General features: G+C 65.0%; 22 protein-coding genes. 6 read left to right on the plus strand and 16 right to left on the minus strand.

Annotated elements, in window-relative coordinates; all coding sequences use genetic code 11:
• The 3 genes from ctaC to BLS52_RS04385 all read right to left on the minus strand — a co-directional run bounded on the left by ctaC (position 1) and on the right by BLS52_RS04385 (position 3,053).
• The gene (gene ctaC, locus BLS52_RS04375) at positions 1 to 882 is read right to left on the minus strand and encodes an aa3-type cytochrome oxidase subunit II (protein WP_090584692.1); all 882 of its coding nucleotides are present in this window, start codon (positions 880 to 882) and stop codon (positions 1 to 3) included.
• Between the two features lie 220 nt (positions 883 to 1,102).
• Positions 1,103 to 1,486 (minus strand): HesB/IscA family protein, encoded by a 384-nt coding sequence (locus BLS52_RS04380; protein ID WP_026544041.1) that lies wholly within the window; start codon positions 1,484 to 1,486, stop codon positions 1,103 to 1,105.
• A gap of 154 nt (positions 1,487 to 1,640) precedes the next feature.
• Positions 1,641 to 3,053, minus strand: coding sequence for a dipeptidase (locus tag BLS52_RS04385; protein WP_090584694.1), 1,413 nt, complete (start codon positions 3,051 to 3,053; stop codon positions 1,641 to 1,643).
• A 60-nt stretch (positions 3,054 to 3,113) separates the two neighbouring features.
• Here BLS52_RS04385 and BLS52_RS04390 point away from each other — a divergent pair, with 60 nt between their 5' ends.
• Positions 3,114 to 3,701: a DUF3043 domain-containing protein gene (locus BLS52_RS04390; RefSeq protein WP_090584696.1), complete on the plus strand. Its 588-nt coding sequence runs from the start codon at positions 3,114 to 3,116 to the stop codon at positions 3,699 to 3,701.
• 26 nt (positions 3,702 to 3,727) lie between these two features.
• Here the strand turns inward: BLS52_RS04390 and BLS52_RS04395 are convergent, their stop codons facing one another.
• Positions 3,728 to 4,795, minus strand: a complete 1,068-nt coding sequence (locus BLS52_RS04395; RefSeq protein WP_026544038.1) for a quinone-dependent dihydroorotate dehydrogenase — start codon at positions 4,793 to 4,795, stop codon at positions 3,728 to 3,730.
• Between the two features lie 65 nt (positions 4,796 to 4,860).
• On the opposite strand from BLS52_RS04395, the gene BLS52_RS04400 reads away from it, so the two are divergent.
• Complete coding sequence (locus tag BLS52_RS04400; RefSeq protein ID WP_090584698.1) at positions 4,861 to 5,916, plus strand: alpha/beta hydrolase; 1,056 nt, start codon at positions 4,861 to 4,863, stop codon at positions 5,914 to 5,916.
• 2 nt (positions 5,917 to 5,918) lie between these two features.
• Here the strand turns inward: BLS52_RS04400 and BLS52_RS04405 are convergent, their stop codons facing one another.
• The 3 genes from BLS52_RS04405 to leuA form a co-directional block, all read right to left on the minus strand.
• Positions 5,919 to 6,710, minus strand: coding sequence for an isoprenyl transferase (locus BLS52_RS04405; protein ID WP_026544037.1), 792 nt, complete (start codon positions 6,708 to 6,710; stop codon positions 5,919 to 5,921).
• A complete protein-coding gene (recO, locus tag BLS52_RS04410) occupies positions 6,707 to 7,456 on the minus strand; it encodes a DNA repair protein RecO (RefSeq protein WP_090584700.1) in 750 nt (249 codons plus the stop codon). Before recO ends, BLS52_RS04405 begins: the two co-directional genes overlap by 4 nt.
• 73 nt (positions 7,457 to 7,529) lie before the next feature.
• Positions 7,530 to 9,260, minus strand: coding sequence for a 2-isopropylmalate synthase (gene leuA, locus BLS52_RS04415; RefSeq protein WP_090584702.1), 1,731 nt, complete (start codon positions 9,258 to 9,260; stop codon positions 7,530 to 7,532).
• A gap of 227 nt (positions 9,261 to 9,487) precedes the next feature.
• Between leuA and BLS52_RS04420 the strand changes: the two genes are divergently transcribed.
• Complete coding sequence (locus BLS52_RS04420; protein ID WP_090584704.1) at positions 9,488 to 11,437, plus strand: M13 family metallopeptidase; 1,950 nt, start codon at positions 9,488 to 9,490, stop codon at positions 11,435 to 11,437.
• 6 nt (positions 11,438 to 11,443) lie between these two features.
• Here BLS52_RS04420 and BLS52_RS04425 read toward each other — a convergent pair whose 3' ends face one another.
• From BLS52_RS04425 to BLS52_RS04445, 5 genes are all read right to left on the minus strand, one after another.
• The gene (locus tag BLS52_RS04425; RefSeq protein WP_090584706.1) at positions 11,444 to 12,952 is read right to left on the minus strand and encodes an LCP family protein; all 1,509 of its coding nucleotides are present in this window, start codon (positions 12,950 to 12,952) and stop codon (positions 11,444 to 11,446) included.
• A gap of 117 nt (positions 12,953 to 13,069) precedes the next feature.
• A complete protein-coding gene (era, locus tag BLS52_RS04430) occupies positions 13,070 to 13,999 on the minus strand; it encodes a GTPase Era (RefSeq protein WP_026544032.1) in 930 nt (309 codons plus the stop codon).
• Positions 13,996 to 15,315 carry a hemolysin family protein gene (locus BLS52_RS04435; protein ID WP_090584708.1) on the minus strand — a complete coding sequence of 440 codons (1,320 nt, stop codon included), beginning with the start codon at positions 15,313 to 15,315 and terminating at the stop codon, positions 13,996 to 13,998. The genes era and BLS52_RS04435 overlap by 4 nt, the downstream gene beginning before the upstream one ends.
• A 31-nt stretch (positions 15,316 to 15,346) precedes the next feature.
• Entirely contained in the window at positions 15,347 to 15,820 is a 474-nt protein-coding gene (gene ybeY / locus BLS52_RS04440; protein WP_026544031.1) for an rRNA maturation RNase YbeY, read from the minus strand.
• Positions 15,810 to 16,856: a PhoH family protein gene (locus BLS52_RS04445; RefSeq protein WP_035777786.1), complete on the minus strand. Its 1,047-nt coding sequence runs from the start codon at positions 16,854 to 16,856 to the stop codon at positions 15,810 to 15,812. Before BLS52_RS04445 ends, ybeY begins: the two co-directional genes overlap by 11 nt.
• Positions 16,857 to 17,226: 370 nt before the next feature.
• On the opposite strand from BLS52_RS04445, the gene BLS52_RS04450 reads away from it, so the two are divergent.
• Complete coding sequence (locus BLS52_RS04450; protein ID WP_175460083.1) at positions 17,227 to 18,186, plus strand: GerMN domain-containing protein; 960 nt, start codon at positions 17,227 to 17,229, stop codon at positions 18,184 to 18,186.
• Between the two features lie 7 nt (positions 18,187 to 18,193).
• On the opposite strand, the gene BLS52_RS04455 is transcribed toward BLS52_RS04450, so the two are convergent.
• From BLS52_RS04455 to hrcA, 3 genes are all read right to left on the minus strand, one after another.
• Complete coding sequence (locus BLS52_RS04455) at positions 18,194 to 18,949, minus strand: 16S rRNA (uracil(1498)-N(3))-methyltransferase (RefSeq protein WP_090584712.1); 756 nt, start codon at positions 18,947 to 18,949, stop codon at positions 18,194 to 18,196.
• Between the two features lie 9 nt (positions 18,950 to 18,958).
• On the minus strand, positions 18,959 to 20,086 hold the full coding sequence (gene dnaJ, locus BLS52_RS04460) for a molecular chaperone DnaJ (RefSeq protein WP_090584714.1): 1,128 nt from the start codon (positions 20,084 to 20,086) through the stop codon (positions 18,959 to 18,961).
• Between the two features lie 66 nt (positions 20,087 to 20,152).
• Positions 20,153 to 21,169, minus strand: coding sequence for a heat-inducible transcriptional repressor HrcA (hrcA, locus tag BLS52_RS04465; protein WP_090584716.1), 1,017 nt, complete (start codon positions 21,167 to 21,169; stop codon positions 20,153 to 20,155).
• Between the two features lie 144 nt (positions 21,170 to 21,313).
• Between hrcA and BLS52_RS04470 the strand changes: the two genes are divergently transcribed.
• Positions 21,314 to 22,165 (plus strand): DUF3097 family protein, encoded by an 852-nt coding sequence (locus BLS52_RS04470; RefSeq protein WP_026544026.1) that lies wholly within the window; start codon positions 21,314 to 21,316, stop codon positions 22,163 to 22,165.
• 114 nt (positions 22,166 to 22,279) lie between these two features.
• The gene (locus tag BLS52_RS04475) at positions 22,280 to 22,708 is read left to right on the plus strand and encodes a DUF4870 domain-containing protein (RefSeq protein WP_026544025.1); all 429 of its coding nucleotides are present in this window, start codon (positions 22,280 to 22,282) and stop codon (positions 22,706 to 22,708) included.
• Positions 22,709 to 22,738: 30 nt separating this feature from the next.
• Here BLS52_RS04475 and hemW read toward each other — a convergent pair whose 3' ends face one another.
• On the minus strand, positions 22,739 to 23,968 hold the full coding sequence (hemW, locus tag BLS52_RS04480) for a radical SAM family heme chaperone HemW (protein WP_090584718.1): 1,230 nt from the start codon (positions 23,966 to 23,968) through the stop codon (positions 22,739 to 22,741).
• Positions 23,969 to 23,973: the final 5 nt, after the last annotated feature.

The following is a 23,973-nucleotide window of genomic DNA, read 5'->3' on the forward strand; positions in this document are numbered from 1 at the left end:
TCAATCCTGCCCAATTTGCTCGTCAGCTCCGCTGGGGCTCTCGCCCGTAACAGTCTGCGGATTGCGGTCGTACTCTTCGCCCAGTTGGCCGTCCTCCAGGGTCTCCAGGTGCGCTTCGTATTCCTCTTCGGAAACAACCGCCACGTTGAACAGCATCTCCGAGTGGTACTCGCCGCACAGCTCGGCGCACTTGCCCTCGAAGACGCCTTCACGCGTGGGGGTAAGGGTGATGTAGTTTTCCCGCTCGGGGATCATGTCGCGCTTCTGCAGGAAGGCAGGCACCCAGAAGGAGTGGATAACGTCCCGGGAGTTGAGGCGGAACTCGACCGTCTGGTTGACGGGAAGATAGAGCGTCGGCAGTGTCTCAGGTACACCCGGCTCACCGTTAAGTTGGGCCTGGACGCCGGCGTCGTATTTGTTCTCGAGGACGTAGTTGAAGTCCCACGACCACTGCTTGCCGCGGACGTCGATGATGACATCCGGGTCCTCAACCCGGGCGTCGATCGCCTGCTGGTCGCGGTCGGTGAAGTAGAAGAACACCAGCACCATGAAGAGCGGGATGGTCAGGTAGAACACTTCCAACGGAAGGTTGTAGCTGATCTGGCGCGGGTAACCGGTTTCATTCCGACGGCGGCGGTACGCCACAATGCACCAGATGATAAGGCCCCAGGTGATCACGCCAACTATCAGGGCGGCGATCCAGGAGTTGACCCAAAGGTCAATGATCCGGCCGGTGTTACTGGTGTTGTCACGCTCAGCGGGCAACCAGCCTTTTTGGACTTCTGATGAACAACCAGACAAGAACAGCGCAGCCATGACAACGAGGCTTGAGACCTTGAAAATCTTTGCGCGTCGGCTGCCGGTTCGGTCCTGCGAACTCACAGACGGCCCTTCCTTTTCTTACGTGCGGTGCCACCGACGGTGACAGCATCTCCGGTGCACGCCGCTACTTAAGCTGCTGCCTAAACGCGATGCACTTTCAGTTTTACTACTCACTGTAGAGCTTACCCGCAACGGTAGCCATCCTGTGACAGGAAAGCCCCCGTCACGTACCGTTTCGGATACATGACGGGGGCTTTGACACCTGCCCCTGGACGGGCTGTCAGTGGAAGGAATCGCCGCACGCGCAGGAACCGCCGGCGTTCGGGTTGTCGATCGTGAAACCCTGCTTGGAGATGGTGTCCTCGAAATCGATGGACGCACCGGCCAGGTATGGCACGCTCATCCGGTCGACGATCACCTCAACACCGTCGAAATCCCGGACGGCGTCCCCGTCCAGCACCCGCTCATCGAAGTACAGCTGATAAATCAGGCCCGAGCATCCACCGGGCTGAACAGCTACCCGGAGCCGCAGATCGGTACGCCCCTCCTGCTCCAGCAGGCTTCGCACCTTGCCGGCGGCGACATCGGACAGGTTCACTTCATGGACCGGCAGTTCGGTGTCTGCGGCCGTCTCGGTGGTCGGTTCGCTTGTTGATGTGCTCATGTGTGCGTTCTCCTTAGCTTTGTGCCTGCCGGGCCGGCTCTCGTGCCGGCGAACACGACACCGGGCGGCATATGGCTAGCGCCTCGCAGCGCTGTCCATTCCATGGTACGTCCGGTGCTCGGGGCCTGCCCAGCTATGTAACGAACCATGCACCTCAAACATTCCGGGGTGCCCCGACATTGAGCCGTGCAAGCATCAGCGCTTCTGCGAGCACCGCCCGCCGGAACTCGCCGAGGTGCAGCGATTCGTTGGCGCTGTGCGCCCGCGAATCCGGATCCTCCACACCGGTCACCAGAATCTGCGCCTCCGGATAGATCTCGGTGAGGTCGGCAATGAACGGGATGGATCCGCCAATTCCGGTCTCGACGGCGTCCGTTCCCCAGGCGGCCCCCAGTGCCCACAGGGCAATTTGGGCGGCAGGGCGGTCTGTGTCGGTGGCGAAAGGATTCCCGGATTCTCCGGGGGTGAAGTTGACCGTGGCGCCGAATGGCGCGTGCTTGATCACATGCCGTTCGACAGCCGCCATCGCCTCCTCAGGATCCTGACCGGGCGCAAGTCGAAGACTGAATTTCGCGCGGGCAGACGGCAGCAGAGTGTTTGATGAAACCGCCACGCCGGGAGCATCGATGCCGATAATCGAGAGTGCGGGCTTGGTCCACAGACGGGACGCGAGGGAGCCCGTGCCTGCGAGCCGGACACCGTCCAGCACTGAGGCATCGGCGCGGTAATCTGCCTCCGGGTACTCAACCCCCGCCGAGTCGGAGGCGACCAGCCCTTCGATGGCTACGCTGCCGTCGTCGTCGTGCAGGGTGGCGATGAGGCGGGCCAGCAGGGTGGGTGCGTCCAGAACCGGACCGCCGAACATGCCTGAATGCACCGCGTGTTCAAGGACGCGGACCTCGATGGTGCCGTCCACCAGGCCGCGCAGGCTGGTTGTCAGCGCCGGTACCCCGACCTTCCAGTTGCTCGAGTCGGCGACAACGATGACGTCCGAACGGAGCAGTTCGCGGTGCTCCTCCAGGAACCGGCGGAAGGTGGGAGACCCGGCCTCCTCCTCCCCCTCGATGAACAGCGTGATGCCCACGCCGAAGTCTTCGCCGAGTACCTCGGTGATGGCCCGGATTGCCGCGACGTGCGCCAGGACGCCGGCCTTGTCATCCGCTGCTCCCCTGCCGTACAGCCTCCCATTGCGCTCCTGGGCTGCGAACGGCTCGGTTTCCCACAGCTCTGCCGCACCAGGCGGCTGAACGTCGTGGTGTGCATACAGCAGGACGGTCGGCTTACCGGCAGCGGCCGGTCGCCGCGCCACCACTGCCGGGCCGCCCTGCACACCGCCGTTCTCGACGCGGAGGATCCTGACGTCTTCAATGCCCGTTGACCGCACGAGGTCTGCAACGGCTTCAGCGCTGCGGTCGAGTTCCGCCGGATCGAACGCATCCCAGGCGATGCCCGGGATGGCAACGAGCGATTTCAGCTCATCCACGGTCCGGGGGAACTCGGAGTCCACGCAGGAACGCAGGGCAGCAACGATGGTGTCCGGCAGGGCATCAGTAGATAGCTTGTTCATGCATTTGAGCGTACACAGCCGGGCGGAAGCGCGACCGCCTGGGGCGGGTATCCTAGAAAGGTGTTTGGACGAAAAAAAGACGCTGCACTTGCCGAGAATCCCACTGCGCCCGCCGCCGATGACGCACGCCCGAAGGTGACCGGGAAAGGCGCGCCGACGCCCAAACGCAGCGCCCAGGTTGCAGCACGCAAGCGCCCGCTGGTTCCGAATGACCGGAAGGCGGCGCGCGAGGCGAACCGCCTGGCCCGCCGGGAGGAACAGCTGCGCATGCGCCGGGCGCTTGAGAACGGCGATGAACGGCACCTGCCTTTCCGCGACAAGGGCCCCGCACGCCGCTACGTCCGTGACTACGTCGATGCGCGGTGGAACGTGGCCGAGTTCCTGATGTTCGCCGCCCTGGTCTTCGTGTTCCTCAGTTTCATCCCGAACCTGACACTTCAGGGATACATCATGCTCACGTTCTGGGTGATCATCGTCGCCGTCGTGATGGACTGCCTGCTCCTCCGCCGCAAGCTCAAGGCCCGTCTGACGGAGAAATTCGGTGAACCCGGCCGGGGTGACCTCTGGTACGGCATCTCCCGCGCCATGCAGATCCGGCGTCTCCGGTTGCCCAAGCCCCAGGTCGGCCGCGGGAAATTTCCTGCCTGATCCGTCGGCTCGACCCGTTCAGCCCCTCAGCGTGCCCCGTTCGCGAGGCCACGGTTGATTGACGAGGCCCAGAACGGTCCCTCGTACAGGAACGCTGTATAGCCCTGAACGAGGGTGGCCCCGGCCTCCAGTCGCTGCCTGACGTCGTCGGCGGTTTCAACTCCCCCCACCGAAATGAGGGCGAGATCCGGCCCGGCGGCCTGCCGCAGCCTGGTCAGTACCTCCAGCGAGCGGTTCTTCAGAGGAGCACCGCTCAGACCGCCGACACCGCAGGCCATCACCGTCTCCGGGTCAGTAACCAGACCCTCACGCGTGATGGTGGTATTGGTGGCGATGATGCCCTCCAACTCCAGCTCCAGCGCAAGCGCTGCAACCTCCTCAATGTCCTCATTGCTCAGATCCGGCGCGATCTTCACCAGCAGCGGAACGTGTCTGCCGGCACTTTCGTCAGCGGCTTTGCGGACAGCCTTCAGCAAGGGCCGGAGGGAGCGGACACTCTGCAAGAGCCGCAGGCCGGGAGTGTTCGGCGAACTGACATTCACCACGAGGTAGTCGGCGACGGGCGCCAGAGCCTGGGCGGAAACGCGGTAATCGGCGATGGCGTCGCGGAGATCCACCGTCTTGGTCTTGCCGATATTGACTCCGATGACCGGGCGCAGGTCCGGGTACCGGCGCTGTAGGGCCTTCCGGGCTGCTGCGATCCGCGGGGCGACAGCGGCCGCACCGTCATTGTTGAAGCCCATGCGGTTGATGACAGCGCGGTCCTTGACCAGCCGGAACAGACGGGGCTTCGGGTTGCCCGGCTGAGCCTGCCCTGTGATGGTGCCCACTTCGATGTGCCCGAATCCAAGGTCCGTCAGCGCCACGATGCCGTGGCCCTCCTTGTCGAAACCGGCTGCCAGCCCGAACGGCGATGGGAAGGTGACGCCGAAAGCCGTGGTGCGCAGTTCGGGTGAAGCCCGCGTGAGGCGGCGCAGCACGCTGCCCGCAGGAGTGCTGCCGGTCCAGCGGATCAGCCGGAAACCGATCCGGTGCGCGCGTTCAGGGTCCATACCGCTGAACACGACGCGGAAGAAGGCAGGGTAAATACGCATGAACCAAAGTTGCCACGGCGCCTGCCGCTTCACCAAGTTGATGCCGGCGTCGATATCCTCGATCAATGGGCATCAACTGGCAGCCGGATCATTTGGGTGACGGCTTCGCGCTCACGGAGCTCGACCTTGGCGCCGACGAGGAAGGCCCCTGCGTAGCGACGCTGGTCTCCTATACCCCGCCTGCGGTCACCGAACCGCGTGATCTGCGCACCACGGCACGCAGGATGATGCACCGGCTCGGTCTACGCCCTGAGTTGCCGGATCCGATACAGGCTGTCCTCTATGTGCACGGCTGGAGCGACTACTTTTTCCAGCACGAGCTCGCGCATTTCTTCACCGAACGCGGTATCGCGTTCTACGCGCTGGACCTTCGCAAATTCGGCCGCAGCCTCCGGGACTGGCAGACCCCCGGTTACGTGACGGACCTGTCAGCGTACGACGACGACATCAACGCCGCGCTCGCGGCGCTCACCGTCGACATCGAAGCGCGGACGGGGGCACCGCCGTCGGGCATCTCGCTCATGGCACATTCGACCGGTGCCCTTGTCGCCTCGCTGTGGGCGCACCGCTTTCCAGGCCGGGTGACCGCCCTGATGCTGAACAGCCCCTGGCTCGACATCCAGGGCAGCGCCATCCTCCGCACAACCACCCAGGGCCTGTTGGAACCAATCACCCGTTTCCGCCCCAAGGCACGGCTCAAGCTTCCGGAATTCGGTTTCTACTGGCGAAGCATCAGCAATCAGGCCGACGGCGAATGGGAACTGAACGGACTCTGGCGTCCGCAGTTCGGTTTTCCTATCCGCGCGGGTTGGCTGACCGCGGTGCTCAACGGGCATGCGCAGGTGCGGCGCGGACTGTCCATTGAGGTCCCCATCCTGGTGCTGGCCTCCGCACGCTCAACCATCAGCCCGGTATGGAATGAGACGATGCTCTCCTCGGACAGCGTGCTGGACGTGACGGTGATGACGCAGCGCGCTCTCCAGCTCGGTCCGCATGTCACCGTGTGCCGGTTCGACGGCGCGCTGCATGACACGCTGCTGTCCGCCGGGCCGGTGAGGCAACAGGTCTACGCGGCGATCGACCGCTGGATTGGCTGCTACGGCAGGCCGGCGCAGGGCTGAGGTCAGGTCCTGGCCCTGTCAACCGCTCCACCGTAGCGCCGGTCGCGGGAGGCGTATTCCTCGACAGCCCTCCATAGGGTGCGGCGGTCGACGTCAGGCCACAGCACGTCCATGAACACCATTTCCGCGTACGCCGACTGCCACAGCATGAAATTGGAGGTGCGCTGCTCCCCGGAGGTACGCAGGAACAGGTCGACGTCAGGGAGGTCCGGCTCGTCCAGGTAGCGCTGGACGGTGTTCTCGGAGACGGACGAGGCCCTGAGCCTGCCGGCTGCCACGTCCTCGGCGATGGCACGCGCGGCATCGGCGATCTCCGCACGTCCCCCGTAATTCACGCACATGGTCAGCGTGCAGACCGAGTTGGACCGGGTGCGCTCCTCAGCCACCTCGAGTTCGTTGATGACCGAGCGCCAGAGCCGCGGGCGGCGGCCTGCCCACCGGATCCGCACGCCCCATTCATTCAGCTGGTCACGTTGCCGCCTCAGGACGTCCCGGCTGAAACCCATGAGGAACCGCACCTCTTCCGGGGAGCGTTTCCAGTTCTCGGTGGAGAACGCATAGACGCTGACATGGCTTACCCCAATGTCGATCGCACCGGCAATGACGTCGAGGAGTGCTGCCTCACCGGCCCGGTGCCCCTCCGTGCGCGGCAGCCCGCGCTCATTGGCCCACCGTCCGTTGCCGTCCATGACGATTGCAACGTGGGCCGGAACCAGTTCAGCAGGTAGCGGCGGCGGGACCGCACCGCTGGGATGCGGCCAGGGTTGCACCGGCACGCTGGGGGATGTTGTCACACACGCTCCACATGTTTGAGGGACTTTACTGCTCGTTCCAGATGCCACTGTACGTAGGCGGCAACCAGTCCCGCACCCTCCCGCCGGGCGGAATCCACGGCTGCATCCGCCGCCGGCCAGTCGCCTGAGAGGAGTGCACCCAGAAGGACCATGGTCTCCGCCGATGGGGAGGCCGCACCGGGGGGCCGGCACGAGGCGCACACTGCACCGCCCAGTGCGGCCGAGAACGCCGTATGGGGCCCGGGCGCTCCGCACCGCGCGCAGTCGGTGAAGCTCGGTGCCCAACCGGCGGTGGAAAGAGCACGAAGGAGGTAGGAGTCGAGAATCAGCTCGGCTGGATGGAGGCCCCTGCTGAGCGCGGACAAGGCGCCGATCACGAGACCGTACTGGGCGCCGGCGGATTCGCCGTCCGCGTCTGTCAGCTTCTCTGCAGTCTCGGCGATCGCCGCGGCGGCCGTATAGCGCGAATAGTCCGCGGCGATCCCGTGCCCATAAGCGCCGCGCGTCTGCGCCTGCGTCACGACGTCGAGAGTGCGCCCGGCGACAAGCTGCAGGTCGACCGTCATGAAGGGTTCAAGCCGGGCACCGAACTTGCTGCTGGTCCGGCGTACGCCCTTCGCGACGGCGCGCACCTGACCGTGTTCGCGCGTCAGGAGCACGATGATGCGGTCGGCCTCACCGAGCTTGTAGGTGCGCAGCACGACACCTTCTGCGCGATAGCTCCGCGATGCGAATGATTTGGGCACGTCTTATTTTCCCACTCACCGGGACGGGCACGGCCTTCGCCGCGCCCGGCCCGGCGGGCTGCCGGCAGGAACGCTAGCTGCGATCCCGGATGGCGCGGTTGACTGCGGAGATGACAGCCTTCAGCGAGGCCATGGTCGAGTTGGAATCGATGCCGATGCCCCAGAGCACCCGCTCCCCCACAGCACACTCCACGTAGGCGGCCGCCCTGGCGTTGCCGCCCGAGGAGAGCGCGTGTTCCGTGTAGTCCAGCACGCGCACATCCACGCCGTCCTGTCCAAGGATCGCCAGGAGCGCGTCGATCGGTCCGTTGCCCTGGGCGGTTCGTCGCTGCTGGACGCCGTCGGTCAGCAGCGTGGCCGTCAGGTTGAACCGGCCGTCCTCGGAGGTGTCCGTATTGGTGGACGTCAGGACATAGTGGCCCCAGGAACCGTTCCGGGACGGAAGATACTCGTCCTGGAAAATTTCCCACAGCTCGGCCCCGCTGACTTCGCCGCCGACTGTGTCCGTGCGGCGCTGGACCACTCCCGAGAACTCGATCTGCGCCCGCCGCGGCAGGTCCAGGCTGTGTTCGTGCTTGAGCAGGTAGGCCACTCCGCCCTTGCCGGACTGGGAGTTGACGCGGATCACGGCTTCGTAGGAACGTCCGATGTCCTTCGGATCGATCGGCAGGTAAGGCACGGCCCAGGGAATTTCCTCAACTGTCTTCCCTGCCGCCTCGGCATCCGACTCCATGCGCTCGAAGCCCTTCTTGATGGCATCCTGGTGGGAGCCGGAGAAGGCGGTGAATACCAGGTCCCCGCCGTACGGGGAACGTTCGGGAACATTGAGCTGATTGCAGTATTCGGCCGTTCGGCGGATGTGGTCCATGTCGGAGAAATCGATCTGCGGATCGATGCCCTGCCCGTACAGGTTCATGCCGAGGGTGACGAGATCCACGTTGCCGGTGCGCTCGCCGTTGCCGAACAGGCATCCCTCGATGCGGTCGGCGCCTGCAAGATACCCCAGCTCCGCGGCCGCTACACCCGTGCCGCGATCATTGTGCGGGTGAAGGGAGAGGATGACGGCGTCGCGGTCGGCCAGGTTCCGGCACATCCACTCGATGGAATCCGCGTACACGTTGGGCGTCGCCATCTCCACCGTCGCCGGCAGGTTCAGGATCATCTGGCGGTCCGAGGAGGCCTCGAAGACAGCAGCCACCTCGTTCGAGATCCGCGCCGCGAACTCAAGTTCAGTACCGGTGAAGGACTCCGGCGAGTATTCGTAGGTGATGTGGGTGTCACCCATGTTCTCCTCGAACTTGCGGCACAGCCGCGCGCCGGTCAGTGCGATATCGACGATGCCGTCCATGTCCTGGTTGAAAACCACCCGGCGCTGCAGCACCGACGTGGAATTGTAAAGGTGAACAATGGCCCGGTCCGCGCCCTCAATGGACTCGTAGGTGCGCTCGATCAGGTGTTCGCGCGCCTGCGTGAGCACCTGGATGGTCACGTCATCCGGAATCCGGTCGCCCTCAATGAGCTGGCGGACAAAGTCAAAGTCGGTCTGTGACGCCGAGGGGAATCCCACCTCGATTTCCTTGTAGCCCATCTGCACCAGGAGGTCGAACATCTTGTGCTTGCGTTCGGGGCTCATGGGATCAATCAGCGCCTGGTTGCCGTCACGGAGATCCACGGCGCACCAGCGCGGTGCCTTGGTGATGAGCTTGTCAGGCCAGGTGCGGTCCGGCAGTTCCACGGTGATCTGGTCCTGGAACGGAACATATTTGTGGAACGGCATTCCGGATGGTTTCTGTGCATTGCGCATGGCGACGTGGCCTTTCCTTGGGTGAGCGTGCAGGGCTCGGGCTTTCCAGGGTGGTGGCCGGCAACACAGACTCCGCAGCGGGGGTTCGGCCTCCGACATGGTAGTCAGAATTGACTAGACAGTCGGTTGAGCCCCGCCACGGCAGCTAAGAAGGAGCAGCTCTGCGCGCACAATTCAACACTAGCACGGCCCCTAGGATGAGAAGACGCACCAACGAAGGAGCTTCCATGGCCGCTTCCGGCATCAATCTCGCGAATATCGACTCCGATGTCCGCCCTCAGGACGACCTCTTCCGCCACGTCAACGGCGGCTGGCTACGGTCCACGCCCATCCCCGATGACCGCGCACGGGAAGGCTCGTTTTCCCAGCTTGCCGATGCCGCAGAGCTGGCAGTGCGGCACATCGTGGAGGACGCGGCAGCAGCCCGGGACGACGACGGCGACCGCTTCCGCATTGGGGCGCTGTTCGGGGATTTCATGGACACGGACCGTCTGGAGTCAGAAGGCGCCGCACCCGTTCAGCCCCTGCTCGCCGAGATCGATGCGGCCGGGACGGTCGAGGAGCTGGTCCGCCTCGACGCCCGGCTGACGCGGGCGGGCGCCGCAGCCATGGTGCTTCCCTACGTCAGCAACGACGCCGGTAATCCGGAACGCTACCTGCTGCACCTCTACCAGTCGGGTCTCGGGCTTCCGGACGAGTCCTACTACCGCGAGGAAAAGTTCGAGGACGCCCGGTTGGGATACGCCGAGCTGCTGCACCGGCTCTTTGAACTGGCCGGACGGCCCGAGAGCCGTGCTGCTGCGGCGACCGTGTTCGATCTGGAGGCGAGACTGGCGTCGTCGCACATGGATACCGTGACCAGACGGAATCCGCAGGCCACCTACAATCTCCGCGCCACCGGTGAACTGACCTCTGCCACGCCGCACCTGGGAACCTGGCTGACTGAGCTAACGTCCGGCGTCGGACTTCCCGACGAGCTCATTGTGAACCAGCCCGATTACCTTGCCGCGCTGATGGTGAGCCTAGATGAGGTTCCGCTTTCCGCCTGGAAGAGCTGGCTTGCAGCCAGGGTACTGCTCCACGCGGCCCCGTTCCTCAGCGACGACTTCGTGGACGCGCATTTCTCCTTCTACGGCACGAGGCTCAGCGGCACGCCCCGGCTGAAGGAACGGTGGAAGCGCGGTGTGGCGGTCGTCGAGGGCGCGCTCGGCGAGGCGGTCGGGCGTGAGTACGTCTCGCGGCATTTCCCGGAGTCGCACAAGGCCACCATGCGCGGGCTGGTGGATAACCTTCTGGCCGCTTATCGCGAGCGGATCACGCACCTCGAGTGGATGAGCGGAGAAACCCGCGAGCGTGCGCTGGAGAAGCTCCGCCTGTTCACCACGAAAATCGGCTACCCGGACCGATGGATCGACTATTCTTCGCTGCGGATCGTACCCGGCGACCTGTACGGCAACGTACGCAGGTCCACCGAGTTTGAAACTAACCGGCAGCTGGAGAAACTCGGCGGGCCGATCGACCGCGGCGAGTGGCACCTCACACCGCAGACCGTAAATGCCTATTACATGCCGACCATGAATGAGATTGTCTTTCCAGCGGCCATTCTCCAGCCTCCTTTCTTCGATGCGGACGCAGACCCGGCAGCGAACTACGGCGCTATCGGAGCCGTCATCGGGCACGAAATCGGACACGGTTTCGATGACCAGGGCTCACAGTTTGACGGAACCGGCGCCCTGCACAACTGGTGGACGGAAGCGGACAGGACGGCGTTCGAGGCTCTCACGGGGCAACTGGTCACCCAGTACGCTGCCCTCGCACCCGCGGAGGCATCCGATCACCCGGTCAATGGCAAACTTACCCTCGGCGAGAATATCGGAGACCTCGGCGGGCTGGGTATCAGCCTGGCCGCCTACGTGATCAGCCTGGAGGGAGCCGAACCTCCGGTGATCGACGGACTGACCGGGATCCAGCGGTTCTTCTACTCGTGGGCGGAGTGCTGGCGGCAGAACATCCGACCCGAAGAGGCGGCACGGCGCATCGCGATCGACCCGCACTCGCCGAACGAGTTCAGGTGCAACCAGGTGGTACGCAATCTGGACGAATTCCATGATGCTTTTTCCGTGGCCGCTACTGACGGACTGTGGCTGGCCCCGGAAGATCGCGTGCGGATCTGGTAGCGACGCTCAGGACTGGCAGGTGACCTGCGCGGCCGTCTGGCCGCGCAGGTCACCGGTGACGCCCTCGGTCCTGATGACGTCGCCCTCGGTGAAGTCGCTGCCCACGGACAGCTCCAGCCCCACCGTGGTGGCGCTCGGTACCACCTGGACCTCTGCCAGCCCGAACAGCTCTGCGACGGCGGGGCCGATTCCCTCGTAACCCGGGCCGACAAACAGCTGCGTTGCCGGGAGATCGGTTGCATCCGCCACGGTCGCCTGCGTGTAGCCCTCGGCGAGAAGCACCTCCTGGAGCTCCTCACCGCGGTCGGACTCCCCGGATGCGTTAAGTACGGTGATGGGCACCAGCGCCGGGTCGAACCCGAGTTCCTCCGCGGTTTCAGTGGGCTCGGGCTCCTCTTCGGGTCCGGCGCTGCTGCTGGGGCTTGCGGTTGCCGAGGGTGCCGGCTCCTCCACCGGCTCGGTGATGTCCCGGTCCTGGCGCAGAGCGGAGAACAGGTCGTCCGCCTTGTCCTCGTCGAGGACAAGGCGGTTGGTGTCCGCCTCGTACGGAACCACCGGCACCGTCACGAAGGCTACATTGCCCAGGTCGACGTCCTGCAGCCGGCCGGCGAGCTTGAGCAGCTCCGGTATTTCCACCAGCCCGTCGTCGACCGTCAGGTTCTGTGTGACGGCTTCAGCGATCGAGTAAAGGCGGGGAATATTGTTCAGGGTGCCTTCCTCCTTGATCTTCCGGGCGAGGGAAGCAAGGAACGCCTGCTGGGCACGGATGCGCCCCTCATCTCCGCCGGTGCCGAAGGAATGCCTGGTCCGCAGGAAGGCCAATGCCTGCTCGCCCTCGATCTCGCTGGTCCCGGCCGGCAGTTGCAGTCCCGAGTACTCGTCGTCGACCTTCTGGTTGACGCAGACCTCCACGCCGCCCACCGCCTTGGAGAGCTCTGTGACGGCGTTGAAGTCGGCCATCATGAAGTGGTCCACCTGGAGCCCGGTGACCTCGTTGATGGCCGCTACCGTACAGCCCGGCCCTCCGTTCGCCAGAGAGCTGTTGAGCTGGCCCAGGGCCATGGAATCGCTGGACTCCCCTGTCCCCGGATTGACGCAGGCGGGCAGCGGAACCATGAGGTCACGCGGAAAACTCACCATGGTGACGTTGCTTCGGTCGCCCGACATGGTCATCAGCATCATGACGTCCGCCTGGCCCTCTTCATCCTCCGGGTCCCCGCCCTGCCCTGCCCGGGTGTCGCTGCCGATGATGAGGATCTGGACCGGGTCCCGGCTGAGGTCCACCGGAAGCTGTGTCTCGCCGTCGGTCGAGAGATTAAGGGGTTGCGTCGCTACATTGCCCTGAAGGCGCACCACGGACAGTGCAACGAATCCCACAACAGCGACGAGCACCGCAACGAGTGAGATCGCGACAATCTGCAGTACGGGCACCCTGCCCCGGCCAAGATGACGCCCGCCCGCGCCCAGCCGGATGCCATCCGGGGAGCTGGTCTGCCCACCGCCGGGTACGCTCATCAATCTATGGCCTTTCAGTTCGTTTCAAAGACATGGCCCCCGTAGAGCGGGGCATCTGTAGCACAACGAGCAGGTGCCCGCCGAAGTGCCCGGAGGTGGGCAACGGAGCCGCGACGGCTAGAAACCGAGCTTCACCAGCTGTCTGGGATCACGCTGCCAGTCCTTGGCAATTTTCACATGCAGGTCGAGGTACACCCTCGTACCGAGCAGAGCCTCGATACCCTTCCTCGCCGTGGTCCCGACCTCGCGCAGCCGTGCGCCGCCCTTTCCGATGATGATCGCCTTCTGGGACGGACGCTCGACGTAGAGGTTGACCCGTACATCAAGCAGCGGGTTGTCGTCGCTCCGGCCCTCACGTGGCACGATCTCCTCCACCACCACGGCCAGGGAGTGTGGCAGCTCATCGCGGACGCCTTCCAGCGCCGCTTCCCTCACCAGCTCAGCGACCATGACAGCCTCCGGCTCGTCCGTGAGTTCTCCGTCCGGATACAGCGGCGGCGACTCCGGCATATGCGAAGCGAAAACATCGGCCACTGTTGACACCTGATAGCCGTCCACCGCCGAAACGGGTACGACGTCGGCCCATCCGTCGGCGCCCAGAACCTCACGGCCCAGCTCGGTGACGGAGAGCAGCTGACGGGCGAGTGCTTCCTTGCTCACGAGGTCGGCTTTGGTGACGACCGCAATGATCGGCTTCCGCTGCAGCCTGGCCAGCTGGGCTGAGATGAAGCGGTCGCCGGGCCCCACCTGCTCATTCGCCGGAAGACAGAACCCGATGGCATCCACTTCTGCGAGAGTGTCGGCGACCAGGTCGTTGAGCCGCTGTCCGAGGAGCGTCCGCGGGCGGTGCAGGCCTGGCGTGTCCACGAGGATGAGTTGTGCGTCCTCACGGTGGACGATGCCGCGGATGGTATGCCGTGTGGTCTGGGGTTTGGCCGAGGTGATAGCCACCTTGTGCCCGACGAGCGCATTGGTCAGGGTGGATTTCCCTGCGTTTGGCCGGCCGACCAGCGAGATGAAGCCCGCCCGGTATTGTTGGGTGCTCATGTGTTTTCCACCGTTTCCCTTGAGTCTTCATTGAGCTGGTTCGGCTGCGCCTCGTCGTCCGGAGTGCGTTCGACCCGCCAGGCAAGGATGTGCGAGACACGGTTGCGCCGGCCCTCGACCCGCTCTGCCCGCAGCGCGATGTCGCCGACCTGCACTTCACTTCCGACGATGGGAACGCGCCCGAGTGTTTTCGCCAGGAGGCCGCCGACTGTATCCACCTCGTCATCCTCGAGGTCCAGGTCGAAGAGTTCACCGAGATCGTCGATGCTCATGCGTGCGCTGACGCGGAACCCGCCCTCGGGCAATTGCTCCATCTCGGGCACTTCGGAGTCATATTCATCGACGATCTCGCCGACTATCTCCTCGATGAGGTCTTCCAGAGTGACGAGGCCGGCGGTACCGCCGTATTCGTCGATGACAATTGCAACGTGGGTCGATTCACGCTGCAGCTCCTGGAGGAAATCCCCCACCGGCTTGGACTCCGGCACATAGCGGACGTGGCGGCATACCCCGTCAACCGGATCACGCTCGCTAGGGTTGTTGCCGTTCAGGACGGCCACCACATCCTTCAGGTACAGGATCCCGCGGACGTCATCAGCGTTGTCGCCGATGACCGGCACCCGCGAATAGCCTGACCGGAGAAAAAGCGACATCGCCTGACGCAGCGTGGAGCCTGCCTCGATGGACACCATGTCTGTGCGCGGCACCATCACTGACCGGACCTTGGTATCTCCGAGCTCGAAAACCGAATGGATGAGCTCGGCTTCACTGTCCTCGATCATTTCGGCCTCGTTTGCCCGGGACAGCAGCTCCCGGAACTCCTCCTCGGTGAAGAACGCTGCCTCAGCGCGGGCCGAGCCCGGGGACAGTGCGCTTCCGATTCCAACCAGCCAGCGGGGAATGGGCCCCAGGATGGACCGCAGAACACCCACCAGCCGGGCCGTGAGCGGCACCAGTTTCGCCGCGTGGGTGCGTCCCAACTGACGCGGGGAGACACCCACCAGCACAAATCCCAGTCCGGCCATGGTCACGGTGGCCAGCAACCCGGCAATCCAGATGTTGTCCAGCACATCAGCGAACAGAAGCGCCACGGCCACCGCTGCAGCCATTTCGAACCAGACCCGCCAGAAACGCAGCGCGTGCAGGTGTGCCACGGGTGACTCGAGGATGCGCCGGACCGGCTCCCCCACCGGTCCGTTCAGGTGGGACTCGGCCTCCTGCCGCGGCAGGTAACTGAAGGCCGCCTCGGCAGCGGTGACAAGAGCGGCAATCAGGACGAAAACGATTGCCATCAGGGCCAGGAGTAACACGATCATGGTGACGACGGCTCCGATGCTGCGAGCGTGGTCACTGGGTGGTTTCCCGGGGGGCCGCGCCGCCCAGGAAATCGGCGAGCAACTGACGCTGGAGTCCGAACATCTCCTTCTCCTCTTCGGGCTCGGCGTGATCGAACCCGAGAAGGTGGAGCATCCCGTGGGTGGTGAGGAGCAGGAGTTCCTCGTTCATGCTGTGTCCGGCGGTACCCGCCTGCGAACGCGCCACTTCCGGGCACAGGACAACGTCGCCGAGGATACCCGACGCGGTGGGACGGGTTGCCGTGCCCGGCCGCAGCTCGTCCATGGGAAAGGAGAGGACGTCGGTCGGTCCCGGCTCGTCCATCCACTCGATGTGGAGCTTCTCCATTGCCTCGACGTCCACCAGGATGATCGACAGTTCCGACTCCGGGTGGACGTAGAGGCGCTCGAGCACGTGGCGGCCAAGGCGCACCAGGGCTTCGTCATCCACCTCGACGCCGGATTCGTTGTTTACCTCAATGCTCATGGCGACCCGCCTTCGCTGTGCCCCGCCGGCCGTTCATGGACACCCGCTGCGACTCATCCCAGGCACTGTAGGCAGAGACTATGTCCCCGACGAGGCGGTGGCGAACGACGTCGGTCGCATCCAGGATGGAGAACGCAACGTCATCAACGCCCTGCAGGATTTCGCTCACGACGCGCAGGCCGGAACTGGTCCCGCCGGGCAGGTCGACCTGGGTGACGTCACCGGTGACCACCATTCTGGAACCGAAGCCGAGCCTGGTGAGGAACATCTTCATCTGCTCCGGAGTGGTGTTCTGGGCCTCGTCGAGAATGATGAACGCATCATTGAGGGTGCGCCCCCGCATGTACGCGAGAGGCGCTACTTCGATGGTCCCGGCCGCCATCAGCCGTGGGATTGAATCGGGGTCCATCATGTCGTGCAAAGCGTCGTAGAGCGGCCGCAGGTAGGGATCGATCTTGTCGTTGAGGGTGCCCGGCAGGAACCCGAGTCGCTCCCCCGCCTCCACCGCCGGACGGGTAAGGATGATCCGGTTGACCTCCTTGTGCTGGAGCGCCTGCACCGCCTTTGCCATTGCCAGGTAGGTTTTGCCCGTACCGGCCGGACCGATGCCGAAGACGATGGTATGAGTGTCGATCGCCTCAACGTAGTTTTTCTGGTTCACGGTCTTCGGACGGATGGTCCTGCCCCGGGAGGAAAGAATGTTCATCGACAGCACGTCGGAGGGCTTCGCCGCGCCCTGCGTCTTCAGCATGAAAAGCAGCTGTTCGAGCACTTGTGCCGTAACCGGCGTCTGGCTGGCCGCAAGGCTGCGAATCTCGCCGATCAGGCGCTCGGTGCGACCGACGTCCGTGGGAGGGCCGGTGATGGAGAGTTCATTGCCGCGGACGTGAAGACTGACTCCGGGGAACGCGCCTTCGATCATCGCGAGGGCTTCATCGTTGGCACCCAGCGACTGCACCATCTGGTCCGCCGAATCGAATTGGACAACCCGGCTGTCCAGGCCCGCTGCCCCCATACCCACTGCAGAATCCGTCATAGTATCGGCCCGCGGGCCTTCCATCTCTCCTTGTGCCGCCGGAATCACCGGTGATGTGCGTGTCCGGGTCCGGAACGGGCCCTGCTACTAGCGTACCGCCGCGGGCCTGCCACCGCTCGCACCAGCCCCTCGCCGGAAGCGCCTCCGGAGCAAATATCTCAGGAACGCAACGGCCCGATATCGATCGCGTTTCAGTCAGGCGGCGATTCGGGAAAAGCACCCGGCAGAGGGTGTTTCCTGTGCCAAGCTGGATTGGGAGTGCGCGCAGCAGGATCCGTTGCTGCCGACATTAACCCACAAGCGGCGGCACCTGACCCGGTGAAGCCCATCAGAGCGAACCGGCAGGATGGAACGGGAGGAGCAGGAACAGGTGTCTCCCTTCCTTCTTCCCCGATGCAGGCCCGCAGCGCCGGCGAGGGCCGCTGTCTTCGTTGCGGTGGCTCTCGCGCTCCAGGCCTGCACTGTCCAGGCGCCGACCGGCCCTGACGCGGCGATCACCTCTGAAGCGGAAGTGCTGCTGGAATCCGCGGCGAGTATGCCCGAAGTTGCCCTGCGAAGCCCCGCTGCCGTGGACGCCGCTCCCCTTCTTCCCGTGTATTGGCTGGGCGACCGGAACGGGCTTCTGTACCGGGAATTCCTCCCCGCCGAGTCGACGGGGGATCCGGTTGCAGCCGCCGTCCAGGCAATGACCAGCGCCGAGCCGCTCGATCACGACTACTACAGCCCGTGGCAGCCCGCCTCGTCGGTCAACACCTCCATCTCACCGGACAACGTGATCACGGTAGATATCTCCTCGGATTCCTTCACCGCGGGAATCGATGCGGCCGCTGCCGGCCAGGCGATCCAGCAACTGGTGTACACAGCGACGGCCGCCGCAGCCAATTCGGGACTCGTCTCGGGCGGCAATCCGAGCAGTGTGCGTCTGCTGGTCGACGGCAAAGCCGGTTATACGGCGTTTGGACATATCGGCCTGGGAGCGGTGCTGCAGCGGGACGTAAGCGCAGTTGCGCCCGTCTGGATCATCAACCCGCAGGACGGATCGGTCCGCAGCGACCGTACGGTGATCATCCAGGGCAGCACGACGACGACCCACACCGGTCTTGAATGGCGTGTGCGGCGGGTGGACGGCGGCGGCGTGCCGGCGGAGGATGTGGTGGCGGGAACGGTCCCGGTGGAAGAGGGGACCGGCACGGTAGGGCTGTACGAGTTCAGCGTCGCCCTGGAACAGGGCACCTACCTCGTGGAGGTCTACGAGGGTTCAGAAACCGAGCCGGGGTCGGGGCCGGCAGAAAACGCAATCGCCGACGACAAGTTGATCAGCCTCAGCTGAGGCGCGGCTACCAGCGGCCCGAGAGCTGGTTCAGCACCGCGATCGCAGCAGGACCGGCTGTGGATGCACGGAGTACATTGCTTCCGAGCTGAACCGCAACAGCGCCCTGATTCACAAAGAGCTCGACTTCCTGCGGACTGATGCCGCCCTCTGGACCCACAATGACCGCTACAGTTGCAGCGCCCATCGCCGGCGTGCGCGCCCAGTATTGCGCAAGTGACAGCTCGGCGTCCTCATGCAGCAGGACCGGGCACTGCACTCCGGCCAGCCAGCGGGCAACTCCGCGCGAATCCAGGACGTCGAGGACCTCCGGTAGGCGGGTGCGCCGGCTCTGCTTGGAGGCAGCACGGACCAGGGATTCCCATTTCAGGCGCCCCTTGGCCGCCTTCTCGGCGCGCCACCGGACAATGCTGCGGTCCGCCTGCCACGGCAATACTGCATCGACGCCCAGTTCAGTGGCTGCCTCCACTGCCAGCTCCCCGCGGTCTCCCTTGGCAAGCGCCTGCACCAGAACAAGCCGTGTTTCAGGCGGCGGATCGAATGAAACCGCATCAACCCTTAGTACGACGGCGTCGGCCGCGGAATCAACTACGGTGCAGCTCAGACGGTGGCCGCTGCCGTCCACCACGTCGATCGACTCTCCAGTGGCGATGCGCTTCACTGTGGCGGCGTGATGGGCTTCCGGGCCCCGCAGCGTGAGGCTGGAGCCGGCAACGGCCCCCTGGACAGCGGCAGGATCCCCGAAGAAGGCCTGGTTGGTCACGGCTGCCGGTCAGAAGTTCCCGAGCCGCTCGCGCAGCCGCGCGAAGACCCCCGACCCGCTGCTTGCCAGCTGGCCATCCGTGAACTGTTCGCCGCGCAGTTCAGCGAAGCGTCGGAGAAGCTCTTCCTGTGCGCCGTCGAGATTGCGCGGTGTCTCGACACTGAGGTGGACCAGGAGGTCCCCCCGCCCGTAACCACGCAGGTGTGTGACTCCGAGGCCCTTCAGGGTGATCACCTCACCGCCCTGCGTACCCGGCCGGATGGTGAGCTCCTGATCGCCGTCGAAGCTGCTCAGTGTCACCGTGGTACCGAGGGCGGCAGCCGTCATCGGGACGCTGAGCGTCGCGTGCAGATCATCTCCCTCCCGCAGGAAGGTCGGGTCGCTGTTGACCCGGATCTCCACGTACAGGTCGCCCTGCGGTCCGCCGGCCGTTCCCGCCTCGCCCTGACCGGAGAGCTGGATGCGCGTGCCTGTGGCCACCCCTGCAGGCACCTTGATGGTGAGGCTGCGGCGGGAACGGATACGGCCGTCACCGTTGCACTCATTGCAGGGATGCGGGATGACGGTGCCATACCCCTGGCAGGTACCGCAGGCCGCCGTCGTCATGACCTGGCCGAGGATGGAGCGGACGGCCCGCTGGACCTGACCGGATCCGCCGCAGATGTCGCAGGTCTTCGGCGAGGTTCCGGGTTGGGTGCAGGAACCGTCGCAGGTAGGGCAGACCGCTGCGGAGTCCACCTCGATCTTCTTGTTGGTGCCGAAGACGGCGTCCTTCAGATCGATGCGGACAGCGATCAGCGCGTCCTGGCCACGCTGGGTCCGCGACGGCGGGCCGCTCGGCCCGCCTCCACCGAAGAACGTCTCGAAGATGTCGTGGAAGGCGAATCCGGAACCGGCATAGCCGCCGCCGAAGCCGTTGTCAGTACCGTTCTCATTTCCGGTGGTGTCATAGACACGTCGTTTCTGCGGGTCCGAAAGCACCTCGTAGGCGCGCGTGACCAGCTTGAACTCTTCCGCGGCGTCCGGCCCGGAATTCACATCCGGGTGGAACTTGCGGGCGAGCTTCCGGTACGCCTTCTTGATCTCTTCGCCGCTGGCATCGCGTGCAACACCAAGGACCTCGTAGTGATTACTCACTCCTGCACATCTCTTCCTGTAATCTCACCGCGTGAGCGGCTCTGGTTCATGGGCTCCGTCATCCGGTCATGATTCATCGAGGATGCGGGAAAGGTAACGGGCCACCGCTCTCACTGCGGCCATGGTTGTGGGGTAGTCCATTCTGGTAGGTCCGAGGATGCCGACCTTCGCCAGCGCGTCCGGTCCGTACCCGGTGGCAATCACGGAGGCTTCCGCGAGACCGCCGTATGGATTCTCACGACCGATCCGGACGGACACTCCAAGCGCATCCTGCTCCATTTCGGAGAGCAGGCGGAGCATCACGACCTGCTCTTCGAGCGCTTCAAGGACCGGTCCGATAGTGAGGGGGAAATCGAGCGTGGAGCGGGCGAGGTTGGCGGTGCCCGCCATGACGATGCGGTCCTCGCGGTTGGCCCCTGACAGCTGCTCGAGGCTGTGGGCGAGCGACTTGCCGAGAGCCTGCCGGGCGGGCGGAAGTTCTGCCGTGCACGCCGCAAGCTCCTGGGGCACTGACGGCAGACGCACGCCCGACACCTTCCCCAGGAAGCGATGGCGAAGGTCGGCGAGCTCATCCTCCTGGGTCCCGGCAGGTACGGAAGCCACCCGCTGCTGTACTGCGCCATTCGTGGAGATCAGCACCACCAGGACACGGCCGGGTGCAAGCAGTACAAACTCGATATGCCGCACTGAGGCGGCACCAAGGTGGGGATACTGCACCACGGCCACCTGATTGGTCAGCTGGGCGAGGAGCCGGACGGTGCGGTCCAGAACGTCGTCGAGGTCATCGGCGCTTTCCAGCAGTGCGCGGATGGCGCGCTTCTCCGGGGCCGAGAGGGGCTTGACCTCGGCGATGCGGTCAACGAACAGCCGGTAACCCTTGTCGGTGGGAATGCGCCCGGAGCTGGTGTGCGGAGCCGTGATGAGGCCCTCTTCCTCAAGCAGCGCCATGTCATTGCGGATGGTCGCCGAGGACACACCGAGCCGGTGGCGTTCAACAAGGGCCTTTGAGCCGACCGGCTCGCGGGAATGCACGTAGTCCTCAACGATGGCTCGCAGCACCTCAAGCCGTCTGGGCTCGCTCATGGTTCACCTCCGATGTACTTCAACGCCGCTCTACGAGTTAGCACTCAACACGCCTAAGTGCCAAGTCTAATACGTTCGACCTGATTGTTAGCATTGGCTCTGCCTGTTCCGAAGGCAGGAATCTGCGGAAGCGAGCCAACTCACATGTCGTATCACCAGTGGGGCGCCCAGAACATCTCACAGCCCCGCCGCTCCGTCCTGGAGAAAATCGAGGCGCGCCCCGGCGTCGTGCTCGAGGATGTCCAGAGCGGATTTGTCGGTGAGATCCTCCGGACCGAGAAGTCCGGCGGGATGCACATCATGATCCTCGAGGACCGGCGGGGCAAACAACGGACCTTCCCGCTTGGATTCGGGTTCCACTTCGAGGGGTCTCCCGTGGAGATGGTGCCCGCGCTGGCGCAGCCGGCAGCCCCCGCGCGGACGGCGTCCGGTTCCGTTCGCGTTGAGGGGCACCGGGCTCGTGCGGCGCGTGCCAGCAGGATCTGGGTCGAGGGCCGCCATGACGCCGAACTGGTGGAGAAGGTGTGGGGAGACGACCTCCGGGTGGAGGGCATCGTCGTCGAGCCGCTGCATGGCGTTGACGACCTGGCCTCCGCTGTCAGGGACTTCGGGCCCTCCCCCGGGCGCCGTCTTGGCATCCTCGTGGACCATCTGCTGCCCGGCACCAAGGAAGCCCGGATCGCCGCCGAGGCCACGGCCGTTCCCGGTGCGGCAGGGAACGTGCTCATTGTCGGGCATCCCTACGTGGATGTGTGGCAGGCGGTGAAGCCGCGCGCCCTGGGTCTCCAGGAGTGGCCTGTTATCCCCCGCAGCGAGGACTGGAAAACCGGGATCCTCAGCCGGTTGGGCTGGCCGCACGGCAGCCAGGCGGATACCGCCAATGGCTGGAAGCGCATCCTCGGCGGGGTCAACAGCTACGCCGACCTTGAGCCGTCCCTGTTGGCGCGGGTGGAGGAAGTGATCGATTTCCTGACCGTTCAGGCATCCGAAGCGTAATCTGCGCGGCCCGACCGGCGGAATGCTACTCCGCACGGTCCGTCAACCAAGTACCCTTAGGAAGTAAACCCTGCGCAGAGCGCGGTGAAGTCCCACAGTCGACAGGAATGTTCGTTGTCTAACAGTGCAGACCGGAACGGTGATGCGAAGTCACGTCCGGCACCCCGGGAGGAAGTCCCTCTTCAGGGTGCCAGCTCCAGTGCTCCACCGCTGACGCCGTCCGAGGACCGCCAGTGGGCGACGCTCGCGCACTTTCTCGGAATCCTCGGGTTTGTGCCCTCGCTGGTCATCTTCCTGATCTTCCGTGACCGGGGCCCTTTCACCGAACAGGAAGCAAAGGAAGCATTCAACTTCACCTTCCCGCCGAGCCTCGCTGCGGGCGTGTGCCTGCTGCTGTCCCTGATACCCGGAATCGGCGGGATCTTCGCAGTGCTGAACGCGCTCATCTGGGTCACCCTGGCAGGCTTCGCCGTTGCGGCGGGAATCCAGGTCAACCGCGGCAGGCCGTACCGGTACCCGTACAACCTGCGGCTGTTCCACTAAACGGTCAATCAACCGGTCAATCCGGCAGCGTCAGTCCGGCAGCAGGCGGCGCACCACGGCGTCAGCCAACAGCCGTCCGCGGTTACTCAGGCGCACCACGCCGCGGAATGCTTCCCGGGGCTCGATCAGACCGTCGGCAATGAGCCCGGCCACGGCATTACGACCCGCCGGATTCAGGTCCGCCGTCGGATAGCCCTCCGCCAGCCGCGTGCGCAGGAGTACGTCCTCAACGTAACGGGCGCCGTCATCCAGGGTCTCCCTTCCCGCAGCCGGAGACTCGCCGGCCTCAAGCCGCTGCGCATAGGCGGTGGGATGCTTGACGTTCCACCATCGCGTCCCACCCACATGGGAGTGCGCACCGGGGCCGGCCCCCCACCAGTCGTGACCCTTCCAGTACGCGAGGTTGTGGCGGCACCGGTCCTCATCGGTGCGCGCCCAGTTGCTCACCTCGTACCAGGACATGCCCGCGGCCTGCAGCGCGCATTCGGCGAGTTCATATTTGTCGGCGTGATCATCGTCGTCGACCGCAGGAACCTGGCCGCGCCGGATCCTGCGTGCCAGGGCCGTGCCCTCCTCGATAATGAGTGCATACGCGGACAGGTGATCGGGTTCCAGGCTGAGTGCCGCGTCGAGGGATGCGCTCCAGTCCTGAAGCTTTTCCCCCGGAGTTCCATAGATCAGGTCGAGGCTCACCTTGAGGCCTGCCTCCCGCGCCCATTGAACAGCCAACGGCACCCGCTCCGGGGAATGGGTCCGGTCGAGCACCGCCAGGACATGGGGCACCGCGGACTGCATGCCGAAGGACACCCTGGTGAAACCGGCCGCAGCCAGCTCCTCAAGCGAGGCCGGCGTCACCGAGTCGGGATTTGCTTCCGTAGTCACCTCGGCCCCGGGTCGCAGCCCCCAGAGGGTCCTCGCCGTCGTGAGGACACGGGCAAGGTCCCCCGAGGGCAGGAGGGTAGGCGTGCCGCCGCCGAAGAACACGGTGTCAAGGGGGCGGCCGGTCACACCGGACCGGTCCAGTGCGCCTGCCGCAAACTCCAGCTCACGCTGCACCGTGGGCGCGTAATTGGCCTGCGATGCTCCCCCGCCGAGCTCGGCCGCGGTATAGGTGTTGAAATCACAGTAGCCGCAGCGGACGGCGCAGAACGGTATGTGGACGTACAGTCCGAAGTCCCGGTTGCTGCTGCCCGCGGCAGCCGAAGAGGGCAGCACACCGTCCGACGGCGCGGGGTCGCCGAGGGGAAGCGCGCTAGGCATACCTG

Source organism: Arthrobacter subterraneus (assembly GCF_900099735.1).
Taxonomy (GTDB): domain Bacteria; phylum Actinomycetota; class Actinomycetes; order Actinomycetales; family Micrococcaceae; genus Arthrobacter_D; species Arthrobacter_D subterraneus.